This is a genomic window from Paenibacillus sp. FSL E2-0190 (genome assembly GCF_037992965.1).
Lineage (GTDB): Bacteria > Bacillota > Bacilli > Paenibacillales > Paenibacillaceae > Paenibacillus_AQ > Paenibacillus_AQ odorifer.
Map to the genome: position 1 here is coordinate 5,226,664 of NZ_CP150306.1, position 15,342 is coordinate 5,242,005.

The 15,342-nt window shown below is 46.9% G+C and carries 4 protein-coding genes; all 4 read right to left on the reverse strand.

Annotated features, from left to right (window positions below):
- Positions 1-72: 72 nt before the first annotated feature.
- Positions 73-6,810, reverse strand: coding sequence for a pectinesterase family protein (locus tag NST25_RS23050; RefSeq protein ID WP_340392562.1), 6,738 nt, complete (start codon positions 6,808-6,810; stop codon positions 73-75).
- Between the two features lie 38 nt (positions 6,811-6,848).
- Positions 6,849-8,606, reverse strand: a complete 1,758-nt coding sequence (locus NST25_RS23055; RefSeq protein WP_076279248.1) for an S-layer homology domain-containing protein — start codon at positions 8,604-8,606, stop codon at positions 6,849-6,851.
- 81 nt (positions 8,607-8,687) lie between these two features.
- A complete protein-coding gene (locus NST25_RS23060; RefSeq protein WP_339188095.1) occupies positions 8,688-13,769 on the reverse strand; it encodes a pectinesterase family protein in 5,082 nt (1,693 codons plus the stop codon).
- Positions 13,770-13,919: 150 nt separating this feature from the next.
- On the reverse strand, positions 13,920-15,299 hold the full coding sequence (locus NST25_RS23065; protein WP_076128897.1) for a sugar ABC transporter substrate-binding protein: 1,380 nt from the start codon (positions 15,297-15,299) through the stop codon (positions 13,920-13,922).
- Positions 15,300-15,342 lie beyond the last annotated feature (43 nt).

A 15,342-nucleotide genomic window follows, 5' to 3' on the forward strand; every position in this document is an offset into this window, starting at 1 on the left:
AAACCTTGTTTGTTTTTATTCAATTTCTCAAAAAAAAGACGAGCCCCTGATTGGGACTCGTCTTTGGCTACTTTATGGATGTAGAATAAGCTGGGCTAACGCCGCAAGATCCACAATATCCAAAAGACCATCTTTATTCAGATCATAAATCTGATATCGGATCCAATCCGTATGTGCGGAGCTTATACCGTAATGAGCGGACAGAATAGCCAAATCACCGATACTTGCTGGATTGGCCGAGCTCAAGAAAGTTGCCAGCGCCGCATCCAGATCAATGATTGCCTGCTCCACAGAAACCTTAGTTGCGTTCGGATTATTCACGACCTGCATAGCTTTACCGATTGCATTATTAAGCTCATTCACTACCGTCTTCGTATATTGCCCCCATTTACTGCCAATAGTGGCGTAATCGGATGTTGCTTGTGCTATAGCAATCTTTAATGCCAGAGCCGATTTGTCCGAGGCGCCGTCTAACCCATCCATAGCCAACTGCAAGTTCGAGGCAGCTGCATTCACCTGATTCTGTGTAGCTTGCGATCCAGCAAGAATCACTTTCGCAGAGGTTAGATAGGTTTGCAAGATTAACCAAGTGGATGGATTGTATTGATCTGCCGTAAGGCTCTTCGCTACATCAACCCTGCTGGCCAGGACCGTTTTGTCTATCATGATCTTCATGCCATAGATCGTATTAGATAGCTTTGATACCGTTTGGCTACCATCGGCAATCAAAACGGGGTGCAAATGAAGATAGGCCGTCTTATCGCCGGCATAGTTCAGGTTTGATGAATGCCAGAGCATTTTGAGCATGTCTCCGCTTGGAAGGATACCCGCTCCAGTGCTTGCGAGCTTGATTGTGATTTTTCCATTCACCTCATCCTTATCGACGGATTCCACTCCCCATTCATCCGCTAAGCATTCTACCGAATCGTAAAGAATTAGGTCCGGGTCATATTCAAACGTCAACTCTTGACCATAAACAACAGTGCTGACACTTTCTGTAACGTAATCATTATTTAAGCCATAAACCAAACCAAATTGTTGGCCGGCAAACGTTGTTCCTTCTCCCATAACCGTAGCATAGGGAAGACTTAAGGACGGAGCATTTACAATCGCGCTGACCTCGTTAGAGTTATCGCTCTCACCTCCAACATTAACTGCCGTAATCACATAATAATAATTACCAGCAGTAAGATCGGCATTGTCCAAATAAGTGCTGTCCGTGACATTGGAGGCAATGGTTACATACCCCTCTGAGCTATTTACGCTTCGCTTCACTGCATAATAATCAGCTCCGGCAACCTCATCCCAGCGTAGCAAGATTTCGGCCCTGCCCGTAGTTGCACTTACGTTTGCGGGTGCTTTAGGAATCTGAATGGAACCCGGATTAGAGACCGTAATAACTGAAGGACTTATGCCTGAATCCAAGTGAAACGGTATCCCCGCCTGCGAAAAATCCGTATCCTGCAATAGGATATTACTCGCGAATCCCTTCAAATGGATAAAGGTGCTTGTGCCAGGCGGACAAAGAACGTCATTCAATAAAATATCGGCTGCATTGTTCATGGTATAGAGGGTTCCGTTCGCCGGAACGATCTGAACATGATTGAAATGAATATCAGTCGTATTACTGGACACGAATCCAGTTTGAGTCGACATTTTTACATTGGTCAACTCCACATTACGCAAAGGCACATTGGCCAGTGCATCGATGGACACTGCTTCCGAAGCTCCGTCCACCGTAACGTTACGAATGTGGATATTTTTAACCTCTGGAACCCGGTTATCGACTCCCAGCTGCGCATTATCCACTGCTTCGCTGTGCCCCGTATAGAAATCATTAATGGATAATGCCGTATAACCAATATTCTGCATATGGAGACCATCGATATAGATATTCTCGATAGGACCACCACCACCAACAAAACTTTTAATATTGATCCCATTATCCGTTCCGATATATTGATTGTTGCGAACCGCAAGGTTATGAATGCCTCCGGATGTGTTACTTCCGATAGACAATCCGCCATGGCCACGAAAAACAATGTTGTCGGCAATTACGACTTCGGACAAAGCGTTTGTCGGACTCGGGTCATAGCTGGCCTTCATCCCGATTCCATCATCTCCGGCATTCACCGTGTTGTGATATAAAACAACATTCTGCGAAGAAGTGACATCAAGACCGTCTCCGTTCTGGTACCAAGCGTCGTTATTGACCGTTGAATTACGGATCACCAGATTCCGAATCTTCGTAAAGCTAGTCGCAAATTGTGGTGAATTCATAAAGGTAGGTCCATCAACTAACACATTGCTGCTATTATAGATGTCGACCATGATAGGACGATATACCCCAACAGCTTGTTGAGACGGATACCAAACACTGCCGTTATCGGTCAACACTCCGCCCAAGGACAACAGATAATTCCACTGCGTGGTTGTGACCTTGCCCTTCTTCACATAACGCCAATATTGCCCATTGCCATCGATAACACCTTTTCCTGTGATCGCGATGTTGCTGAGCCCCGATGCCGCCAGCATCGGTTGATATTTTGCATTCACCAAATTGTAGTCATCATAGTCGGGACTAAATTGAATGAGTGCACCAGCCTCTACATGCAGATCAATATTACTTGCCATTTGGATACTTCCTGTCAGCCATACACCAGCAGGTACGACGACACGCCCTCCACCTGCCAGTGTAGCCGCCTCAATTGCCTTTGCGAATGCCGCCGTATTTTTGGTTATACCATCTCCAACAGCGCCATAATCTTCAATATTAAAATCTACGTTTGGAAATGTTGGAAGCGTAATCGCTGGCATATCGAATGGCAGATCTTTTTGATACGTTTGCAAGTCATCCCCGCCCGTTACAACCCCCACGGAATCCGCGGATTTGACGCTAACCTTCGCAGTCGCCTTTACATCGGTGCCCGTTACAGTTCCCTGCACAGTAAAGTTCCCCACAGATGCATACTTAGCTGGATCGATTGAACTCCACACGACAGCCAATGCTTTCTCCGATCCATCCGTAAATTGAACGGGAACGATGCTTGGCAAAAATGGAGCTACCCCCTCAAGGCTATAAAGCTCCAGTGTCGGTATGTTCGATAGGGTCTGTCCCGGCAGCATGGTGGAATTCACAACTTCTATGGCTAACAGAATTTTAGTACCGGAAGCGAAAGTGAAAGTTAGTGTATTTTTTCCAATCGGCAACTGAGACAAGAAGACATCACGAAGAGTATAAATACTTCCATTGGCAGTGTAATCGGTCCCCTTATTCAGTGCATGGGTTCCGAGCATAATTCCCGTCATTGTGTCTCCCGAGCGTTTAACAGATACAGTCAGATCCGCTTGATTCTCATGATTACGATCAAATTTCACCGGAGCTGAAGACAAAGATACTTCAGTTGAATAGACGCTCTCTCCATTGGCATTCACAGCAGTTACTACATAATAAAAAGGAGCTCCTGTGTTCACAACCATATCCGAATATTGAACCTTATCTTTCACTCCCTCCGTCAAGCGGAGCCAGTTCAAGTTGTAGCTCCCCGTTACGGAATAAAGGCGTAAAGTTTGATTCCCAGCGGGAAGATTGACATTCACACTGACCGTTGTCCAGCTCTGCCAATCACCGGTTTGCGGAATATCTACGGTGCTCAGCACGCTGCCATTCCCACTCTTTAATTGAAGCTGTTTACCGCTGTCCGGAGCAGAGACGCGCAGATCCAAGGTGTAGAATCCACCCGCAGGAACCTGTATCGCGTAATCCATCCAATCTCCCGGATCGATATAACTGACATTTAGACCTCCGCCTTCATCACTCGTATTCTGAGTTTTGACACCGTACATCGCTGTCCAATCCTCACCTTGGATCGTTGCCAGCGGGGAAGTGGATGACGGAATCAGATCGGATACAATCGGCAAGTAAGGACCACCCGCTTCGCTTCCGCGATAGACACGATAAGAACTTGCTCCTTCAACCGTGTTCCACGACAGAGCTACGGGAGAATCGCCTAATGTCGCATCAACACCGCTCGGGAAAGTCACACTCAGTCCGGTTGGAGAAGCAGGTTGCTGTTCATTCTGTTCATGCCCAGGAAGCGTGCCGAACAGCGTAGGATCCCACCCATCCGCTCCTTTCAGCACATTCTGAACGGTGTATTGATTGGCTTCGTCAGATGTCAATTGGCTCGACCAGCGATAGCGGCCCTTCGCATTGGCACCTGGTCCCGAAGAGTTGTATTCACCATACCGCGCCGTCGATTCGTTAGAAGGATTTCCCCAATTATCCCAACCTACTGCTTTGATATGCGCATCCATCCAGGTATTAATGTACTTCACGTTGGCGTTAGCTCTCCAAGGTCTACCCAGATCTAGCAAACCGTTAGTAGCAGCCAGCTTAGTGTCGATATCCCATTCCGGTCTCCAAGGATCATGAGTCACCGATTCCTTCAAAGAAGAAGTACCGCGGGTCAATCGCGAGTTCATGAAAACATAGCCAAACTCAGCTTTCTCATCCGTAGAGGCTGCCGTCATATGACCGCCAAAGCCACCAACGAACTTAATCTCCGAATCGTAGAAATAAGCCGCAGCATTCCCAAAGATCCAGTCGACGTCCCCTTCAATTATGCATCGGTTAAAGTACTGTCGCCCGCCGTTTGCGTACAAGGTATCTTGGAACCCTGCCAGATAAACGTTCGTAAAAATTGCTCTGTCGCCCGTTACGTTAAGTGCGACTGCGGGACCTACATTTCCTCTCTCAAACGAAGTATTGCGAATCGTCATATTTTCTGCCGTAAAGTCGCTGGCAGAAACTAACAACGTGTGGCTGTTTCCAGTACCTATTCCGGAATTAGCATAATCGTCATAGGTCAAAATCGTTCCGTCTCTGCTTTCACCAACTAAACTAACTAATGGCTTAGAATTCGGCACGGCTACCTTTTCATGATAGATACCGTCTTGGATATAGATCACCCGCCGGGTCGAATTCCCAGTTGGAATCGAATTCAGAGCATCCGTAACGGTCGTATAATCTCCCGTTCCATCCTTCGCAACTACAATTACTTTAGCTGGAGTGGCGATTTGGATCAGGCTATCTGCTCCCGAGCCCCTCGCATTAACAGCAGATACAACATAATAATAGGTCAGACCGTTTGTTATGCTGTTGTCCAGATAGTTTGTTTGGGTTACGCTAGCGATCGTTGTAAAGGGTCCCGCCAACGAAGCCGCCCGTTTAACGAGGTATGAATCAGCCTCAGCAACCTCGGTCCACTGCAAGTTAACCTTGCTAACTCCCGCTTGTGCTGTTACTTCATTCGGCGAAGAAGGTACCCCCTGCTGGAAATGAACCGGAGATACGCGTGCTTGATCGGAATTCATACTTTCCGTCTGAGCACTTAAGGCAGATACAACATAATAATAATTCGTTCCGTTGTGTACGGTGCTATCAGTAAATTCCGGAGCGGTCAGGTTGCTAGCCACGACCGAATACGTTCTCCCCGATATTACACTTCGCTTCACTGAGTACGAGGAGGCTCCCGGCACAGGGTTCCATGTTATATCCACGCGGGCATCACCAGGAACAGCAATCAATCCAGCTGGTTTCGCTAAAGGGGTAACTGGAGAAATCTTAGCGGAGACCGAATTTTCGCTTAAGCCACCCGCATTTTGAGCTTGAACGGTGTATTCATATACCATTCCGTCAGTCAATCCGGCGTCGTTATATTGGGTTGCCGTCAAATCCGACGCGATGACCGAATACTTAGCCCCTCCGTCATCCCTTCTGAGCAAATGGTATTGCTCCGCACCTTCGACAGACTCCCATTTCAGGGTCACTTGGCTGTCCCTTGCTATTCCCGTCAACCCTGTCGGAGCAGCTGGTATGTCGGGTAGCAGAATTGGCGTGATGCCTACTTCCATGGAATTTGGGCTTTCGCCGGAATCGGTTACTGCACTGACGACATAATAATAGGTTTTATCGTTCATCAATTTGCTATCTACATACCGGTTGGAATCCATGTTCTTAATCAGCTCGTAGGGCCCGCCAGTTGTTTCACTACGCTTCACATTATACGAAATCGCTCCGGTAACCGCCGGCCAATTAAGCATCGCTTGTGTATCACCAGCCTTGCCGGTTACTCCTGTCGGGGTCGAGGCTGATAATACATCAGTGAACATCATCCAGTTAATATTGAAGTTGCCGGTATTCGTCGTGATGCGCAGGGTTTGCGGACCCGCACTCAGATTTGCCGACACACTTACGGTCGTCCATTTTTGCCAACCGGTCGTATTTGGCACATAAACCGCTGCCAGAACAGTTCCTCTGCTATCTTGCAATTGAAGCTCCTTATCTGAATACTTCGTAGCAAGACGAAAATCTACGGTGTAGATTCCTGCGGAAGCCACATTTACCTTGTATTCCAGCCAATCTCCGGCTTCAATATTGCCCACATCTAAACCGGCTCCAGTATCCGTGGTTGCCTCGTTCTGAACCCCTTGCATGCTGTCCCAGTTCTCGGCTTCAAGCTTGCCCGGAATCGGCTTGCCATTCTTCGCCCAATACGCCACCGCAATTGAAGGTTTCAGCCCTTCCTCCGAGGTGTGTGCTTGTATACACTGATATTCCAGATCATTATAGATGACCCAATCGTTGATCGTATAAGTGGTATTCGCCTGCCAGCTGGCAGCAGCGGCCGCAGCGGTTCGCGGAGAATAACCATATAAAAGACTCATTATCATCGCCACGATTATGGCTATAGCCGTTACTTTTCGGCTTATGGTGTCTTCTTGCCCCCAGGGTGCGGTCCTGTTCATATCTTCTTCCTCCTTAGAATAGAAGTGCACGAATACTATCAGAGGTTATATATGTTGTACATTAACACAGCTGCTTCCGCTCGTGTCGTCGTAGACTTAGGCTCGATTTGGCGGCCATTCCCGTGAATCAAACCCGCTTTCACTAGACTTGCGACAGATTCAGACGCATAGGCAGAAATCTTCGCAACATCGCTGAACGGTTGAAGCACGGATGTATCTCCACCTGTAACCTGTTGACCTGACGCCTTCAAGGCTCTGGCGGTTAGGACCATCATGTCCTCACGGGTGATTGGCTCAAGCGGTTTGAACAAGTTGTCTCCTGAGCCTTCCGCAATGCCAAGTGCCCGAGCAATGCCAACGGCCTCGTAATAATAAGCTTGGGATGGGACGTCCGCGAAGGTATCTCCAGCTTTTCCGCTCAGTTCTAGCGTCCTAACGAGCAATACCAAAAAGTCGGCTCTAGTAACAGCTTGAGATGGGCGGAATTCTGTATCGGACACACCACTAATAATTCCCTTGGAAGCCATAACCTCGATCGGATTTTTAGCCCAAGCCACAGACTCAAGATCCTTAAAGGATTTATTCGTATAACCAATTGCATACATGCTGAAATGTGTAGTCTTAAAGCTGACGCGACCGGACTTCGCATCATATCTACCACTAGGAACCGAAGTAAGTTTCCCTTGACTGTCTACATACCACACAACGATATGCTCTGGATTAAGCAGCTCTTGTGCAGTAGGAACGTAGGGGATGCTGACTGTGACCGGAGCTTGGCGATTATCCCAGGTTATGATCTTGCCACCCGACGTTAAAGTTACTTGAATGACGGGATGGTTGCCGATTTGGTTTTGCACGGACGGCTGCAAGGATTTAGGATCAACACTTGTGATATGAAGACTTATTTGTTCATTGGAGGTAACCCCAGCTTGCAGCATATTATCAGGGAGAGTGAGGTTAGCCAGTGGTGTTACAATTTCAATTTCCGCCTTTTTGACATCATTGGATATAGCCGAAGTTGGAATCGTCTGAACGTACTCTTTTGCCCCGGGCTTCGACTCGACTTCAATGATTACTTTTTTTACTCCTTTGTCGTTGGCGGTAGTTTGGTTAAGAGCTTTCTGCAGTGATTCTAGATCCACGGTTGATTGTACAGATTGTGCAGCTGCGTCATAACGAATCACCGGTTTGATCGTAGAACCGTTGACATTACTCGGAGTTGTAGGCTGGATCGAACTGCCGTTTCCTTCCGCTCCGTTGTTACTGTTGTTTCCATTATTACCGTTATTGCCGTTGTTTCCGTTGTTTCCGTTGTTGTCATCGATACTAACAATATGCGCGATCGCCGATGCATCAGGGGTATAGTTAACCGCAGACAGTTGCGAATCTACTAACTTCACACGGGATAGAACGATTTTGACATCGCCACTCTCAAGCGCTTTGAAAGTAACTGTGGCCAGTTTTAGATCTCCGTTCTTGCCAGATTTCTTCTCAAGCTCTGTATGCGCTAGCCGCACGCCGTTATTCGTCAATAGGGCGTCAATGTTGAAGCCGCCCTCGCCTGCTGTGTAACTCACGAACTCCAGCTTTGAGCGATCATAGGTCAGATTCAACTCGTACGCGTACAAATCCGTCATTAGGTTCGCTGCAATCTCAACAGTAAAGGTACTGTTGAGGATAGGACTTTCTTTTGATAACACAGTTTGGAAGTTGGGTTCACTACTAGCCTGCGTTACCACAGGTCTCGCTAGAAAAAAGACAAGGAGCATAAGCATCGCGATTCTGAGTTTAGCCATTTCGATTCATCCACCCTTTCAATAGCAAGATAGGAGAGAGCGCCGCTGCCGTTGAGTCAGCGCCCTCCAGATTTAGCAAACTTAATTTGAAGTGATTTTACGGGCCATTCCAGCCAGATCGACGATGTCGATCTGCTGGTCTTTATTCAGATCATACCTACTTACCTCACTCCAACCGTTATCACTTGAAGTGATGCCATATTTGGAGCTCAGAAGAAGAAGATCATCCATGCCGGCCTCGAGATTCATCACTGTAGCGAGCTTTTGAAGTGCAGTAGACAAATCTTGAGCCGCTAGATTCACTTCCTCTTGTGTAGCATCGCTGTCGTTTAAGACAACGGTTGCGTTCGCAATGGCATCCTTAAAGATAGCAATAGCTGACTGCGAATATTGCCCCCAAAGTGTACCCATCGATGCCGACGCCAAAGTGCTGGCGGCTTCGTGAAGGATAGACTGGAGTGCTGTTCTAATGACATCTCCCGAACCTGTATCAGTCACAGTAATGTTAACCTGATAAGCAGTGCCTTCCACAGAAGATTCATTACCTTCGCCATCGCTCATAATAATGCGGGTCGCTTCTAATGAAGCAACCGTCGCTTCCGTTACATCTTTTGCAGTGAAGTGAAGTTGAAGAATTCTCGGCAAATCGCCGCTCATGCCAACCCCTGGGGTTGTGCTTGCCATGAGAATCCGTGTTTGTCCCTCATTATCAAAGGAATCGATGACACGAATTCCATCCAGCAAGGATTCCGCTGCCAAGAACTGAATTTGCTCAGGATCGTAGTTCAGCGTCAAATCCAAGCCATATACATCACTTGTAACACGAGACATGCCATATACGACTTCAAAGGACTGCCCCTTCTCCACAGAGCCCGGTCCGGTTAAAAAACTTCCCGATCGAACAGTAACTTTGGCTTCGGCCTTTAACTCCGTGCCATAGACAGCGCCCGTAACTGTAAATCGCCCTTCTACCGCATATAACTCAGGGTTGATTGCTTCCCAAACGACAGGCACTTGCTTCACTGTTTCATCTGCATAAACAGCGCCTACAACTGTTGGCAAAATAGGAGCCACACCTACTGGTGTCTCAACATGAACTGGCAGAAGCGATTCGATTGGATTGTCGGAAGCGAGCTGGGTAGGATCCCAATCCTCTCTCCCGTTGATCGCACTCGTTGCGCTGAAAATACTGTGCAATGTATACGCTTCGGCTTCCGTGTCCGTTAATTGATGGGTCCAGTTCATTCTAGCCTGCGGATTTGCTCCCGGACCAAAGCTTTGATATTCACCGTAATATGCGGTTGCTTCGTTTTTTGAATTGCCGAAGTTGTTCCAGCCACTTGGAGCAATGTGATCTCCCATATAGCTGTTCAGATATACAGTCTTCGCATATGGACGCCATGGTCTTCCCAAATCAACAGCGGATATAGACGAAAGCAACGCTTCGCCGGTCACTTTGCTGTTCAGGAATACATAGCCATACTCCTGTCCCTCAGGAGTGGAAGCTGCCGTCACATGCCCAGCCAATCTGGAATGAATCTCGCTGTTATCAAAAACAGCAATACCCGGACCAAAGATAAAGTCTACCGAACCCGAGATGAAACAATCCTTGAAGTAGGAACGATAGGATTGAATGATTGCATTATTGGCATAGTTGTTAGGATCCGCGTTATCGGTCAGATTGCGGGTTAACAGTGTATCCTGATAACCGATGATGTTGCAATTTTCGAAAAAAGCTTTATCCGCATATACGTCGACGGCAACGGATTGACCTGCTCCGGAACCCGAGGAATTAATGACCGTTAGATCCTTGGCATAGAAATCATGGCCTTTAATCATGAGCGTATAATCCGTATAAGTGCCCAAACCTAACGAGGTACCATCCGGGGCCGTTTTTTTCGGATTATCATCGTAGGTGAGAATCGTTCCATCCTTGCTCTCACCCATTAAAGAGATGTAAGGCTTGGTATCTGGAATAAGAACCTTCTCATAATACAAGCCGTTTTTCACAAAAATAATGATGCGATTGCGGTTCTGGTCCGGGACTGCATCGACAGCAGCTTGGATACTTTTATAATCTCCGCTTCCATCTGCGGCAACGACGATAACCTTCGCGTCTGGAGCGATATCAGACAGAACATATACATGAGCAGTAACCGGTAGGTCCGACCCTTGTACCGTACCCATAACCTTGAACCCGTCAATATTTGTATCCGCATACAAGTCTGGAGAGATGGGTTCCCAGGACACTGGCAGAGATTTGGTCATTTGATCATTGAAGATCGCCGTTACGTGATCTGGCAAACTCGGTGCGATGCCCTTCGCAGTTGTCGCGATGACAGGCCGATAACCGGTCATGCCAGCCGAAACCACTTCCACTTGAATTTCAGCTCTTGCTGAATATCCCGTTACTGTACCCTGTAAAGTGAATGCTCCTATCTGCTGATATTCAGACGCCGGAACTAAATCCCAGATTACCGGAGCATAACTTACCGCTCCATCCTCTCTCAAAATCGGCATCTGATTCGGCAGATTAGGCTTCGTGCCTAATGCGGTCGTTACCTGTAAGGACTTATAGCCAACAACTGTTTCTTGTCCTGTTATGGTGATTGGCATCAATCCGATAATCGCTGTTCCGTCATTCATCGTCGCTGCGACGATGACTTTACCATTGCTATTAGCGGTCAGTACTCCATTATCGTCGATTGTAGCCACATCTGTAGGGGTCAGATCACTATTATAGACAGCCCATGTAACCTGCGAAGTTTCTCCCGTAGTTTTGGTGGCACTAAAGGTTAAACGCCCTCCTTTATCGGAGATTGAATTCGTCGAACCTGAGTGTGTTAGCTGGATTCCATAACCGCTGGTAGCTTCCTCAGAAGCACTAATGTACAGATTATCCAAGTAAACTTGAGATGCCACTGTCGTATTATTATTAGGCCCTATGGATTTGAAGGTGCTAATATCCGCCATCGCCAGGGTTGAATCATAGAATGGCTGTTTGCTTAACACCTTCGTTCCGTTGTAATAAACATCCACAAGCTTGTTTGGAAAATCTACCACAGTCTTGACTGTAAACCACTTATCAAGCGGGATCGCAGGAATGATGATAGGAGATGTTTTTCCGTTGATGACATAACTTAATGCTCCTGAATTCTCAGTGTTTAACCAGACGGCTACTTTACCATTCGATCCGAGCAGCTGAAATACCCGATTATTCGAGGTAGGTTTGTTCGCATAAGTACCGTTCGGCACACCGTTCGTTAAGTTGGGAGGGGCCGGGAACTTCATATGCACTTCTGCCGATAAGGTTCCCGTCTGCGAACCAAAACCACGGGATGCACTTACATAACCGCTATCCTGGTCATTAAGGAAAATACTGTTCGGATTCAAATCTCCGTCCGCCGCAATAGTGATCAGACCCGGGGCATAGCTCGAAGCACTCCAATATCCGCCCGGCGTATCCCCGGTTTTGTATTCAGTGAAATCCTCGTGAACCGGGAAGGCTTTATCAGTTACGACCACACCATCCTGAACGATATTCGCACTGTTCGTAGCGCTAATTCCTTTGGGCAAGCTGCTATTGGTGAAAAAGATATTCTCCGTGTAGGCTAATTGAGCTTTAGCAAAAGCACAATTAATGAACTGCAAATTCTTCAAAGCGTTATCAGCTGTTGAAGTGGAGGCTGCCCCTGTCAACGAAATAATGTTATCCGTTCCAGAGATATCGTTGTTCCGCAGGTTGGTAAACCGGAAATTACTCATGTCCGGTGGGTAAATATCAGGAACAGGAAGCTTGTCATAGTTGGAATTCAGATCAATTTTGTTGATAAGCGAATCCCTCACTTGAATGTTCCGAATGTAGCCGCCCCGGGATGTGCTTGTTTTGATCTTAAAGCCCGGTGCCACAGTGTTCGACTTGACGTCGAGGGGAATCAGATTGCAGTCTTCCACGTAGATGTCGCTTATTCCGCCAGACATCTCGCTTCCGATAACGACCCCGCCGTGTCCACCACTAAAGGTATCTCCGCGATAATAAATAAATCTGGAGGGTCTGCCGATATCCCGGCCTTCTTGATTGATCCCGGATTTAATTGCACTGCCGTCGTCCCCGGTTTGAAAGGTAGAATTCAAAATGTAAACGCTCTCGGAAGAATTCGGATTAAAGCCGTCTCCATTATGTTGCGTGGTGTTAATATCGAGGTTATAGGCGGTGATGTCTTTGCTGTATACAGGTACTACGGTCCACATCATTCCATTGCGGATTTTCAATCCATCGATATAGACATTGTGTGCGTTATTAAAAGATAGCAGATGTCCACCACCGTAGGTTGTTCCAACTTCAACCTTGTCGTTATCGTATTCCTCACGCAGCTTCAAGCCGCTCTCCTCGTCACCAATTGTTCCGGGTCCAAGGAATGTAATATCAGTTACACTATAATCATCGTACTTGTCATGATCCATAACTCCGGCGTTAAATAAACTTTGATAAGCCTCGGGTTCCTCAATACTGTGTCTGGCCGTTACGAACGGCAAGAAGTCAGCCTTGTGTGAACTAGGCATCACTTGAGCCCCTGCATCTACAAATACAGTCATATTGCTGTGCAGGAACAATCCGCCAGTCACATACTTCCCGGGTGGAAAGTATAAAGTGTCTCCTGGAGTAACCGCGTCAATCGCGGTTTGAATTGCCACGGTATCCAATGTGTTGCCATCTCCGGATGCTCCATAATCCTTAACATTAAACCTGATGCCCGTCTTTTTAGTTGTGATTTGGACCGTATTGCTATCTAAAGATTCGTTGCCAGATGTATCCTGGGCTCGTACCGTGTAGGTATATGTCCTCTCTGGAGTTAATCCTAAAAACTTATAGTAAGTTTTGTCCGTCGAACCAACCCGGGTTCCATCACTGTCATAAATATTGTACTTAGTAATGTTGGAATAAAATAGCGGTTTCTCCCATGCTAACACTACGGTTGTATCCGTATTAGAGGCAGGTGCCATTCGTAAATCCGTCGGGGAGTAAATATTAGCCGATAAGGAATCATTAATGTTCGCAGCGGCATAAGCCGTGTTGGTCTCTCCGGCAAAGGCGATTTCAGGTACGATCGGGATGAGCAATAAAGCGCATAATGCAATAAGGACACTCTTAATTCTTTTCATAACTTACCTCCTGTTCATTTGCAGGTGATGAAAACGCTGTCAATTAGTGGCATTAATCATTAGGGAGTTGTCATTCAAAAGACAGGCGGCCCAAGTATCGTCAAGAGCCCGCCTGCTGAGATTATTTATTGTTCGGGGATATTAACTGTTTTATTTCGAAGAGTCAAAACTTGCTTTTTCTTTTTCAAGCTGCTTTGCCCATTCATCCAATAGTTCTTTGGCACTCATCTTTTTGGCCATTACCTTCTGGATCATAGGCTCCATATTCGTCTGAACCTTGTTATAGCCCGGCAGATAAACGGGATTATCGGTAAACTTCGTGTCCGGTGAGCTCATCAGGTCTGCGCCCGTCTTCACGTAAGGCACGTTTACAATCCAATCAGCATCCAAAGCATCAAGATAAGTCGGAATTTCGCCATAGAGCTCTCCGTACTCACTATCATTGTGCGTTACGAAATACGTCATGAATTCCCATGCTGCTTCCTTATTCTCGGAGTTCTTTGTCATCATCATCACCGATGGTGTAACGCCGGGGTGAACGCGATAGCCTTTGGCACCCATAGGGAATGGAACAGCTGTAAACTTGGTTAAATCGTCATTGAATGCTTTACTGTGAGCGCTTGCGGAACCAAGGTTATGGAAAATCATACCTACCTTGCCGGACTGGAACGAAGCAGCCAATTCCGTCCAACCTTTGTTCAAGTCATCTTCAGGTGTATTGACATTATAACCGCTCAAGTATTTCTCCAGAAACTCTACATTCAGTGGATCGTTGATCGTGGCTTTGCCTTCTGGCGTGAAATAGTTCGTAATTCCCGAGTATGAGTACATAAGATATTCCAGCGAGGTAGCACTTCCGGCTCCACCCCGTATAGAGTATCCGTAACGATCCTTGGACTTGTCAGTCAACTTCTGTGCGTTGTCAAAGAATTGATCCCATGTGTCCGGATTCGGTAGATTTGATTCCTTCAGCCAATCCGAACGAATCCATTCCATCCAAGGCAGAACGCCATAAGGCAATCCATATAACTTCTTGTCAACCGGATCCGCTGCTCTCATTGAGGTAACCGAACCCGTTGTGATCTTGTCCTTTCCTTCCCAGCTATCGAAATAAGAATCGATTGGCTCAAGCACATCGCGTGCAATAAAGTCGGACGTAAAGTTATTGATCAGGTCCGGCCCTTGTCCAGCAGCAATAGCGACATTCAGCTTTTGTATATAACCGTTCAAATCTCCAGGCACGCCCAAGTATTCGATTTTAATATTCGGATGCTCAGCCATGAACTCCTTCGTAACTTTTTGCCAGAATACATCACGGTCCGGCGTAGTAGCCGCAGCCCAGAACGTAAGCGTTGTCTTCTTGCCGGAATCTTTCGTTTCAGTACCACTGTCGCTAGTCGAGCTGCTTGGCTGGGGACTGGCATTCGACGAGTTGTTGTTATTGTTACTGCTTCCGCAACCACTTAACACGCCTCCAGCCAACATGACCGAAGCCATGACAAGTGCCCAGCTTTTTTTTCTTTTGAACATGGTGTTGAACCCCCTCAAAATTCGTCGCTCAGTTGACGAACAC

Coding starts and splice junctions, on each gene's coding strand:
- NST25_RS23050 (WP_340392562.1), bottom strand. CDS start 6,810: ATGAACAGGACCGCACCCTGGGGGCAAGAAGACACCATAAGCCGAAAA.
- NST25_RS23055 (WP_076279248.1), bottom strand. CDS start 8,606: ATGGCTAAACTCAGAATCGCGATGCTTATGCTCCTTGTCTTTTTTCTA.
- NST25_RS23060 (WP_339188095.1), bottom strand. CDS start 13,769: ATGAAAAGAATTAAGAGTGTCCTTATTGCATTATGCGCTTTATTGCTC.
- NST25_RS23065 (WP_076128897.1), bottom strand. CDS start 15,299: ATGTTCAAAAGAAAAAAAAGCTGGGCACTTGTCATGGCTTCGGTCATG.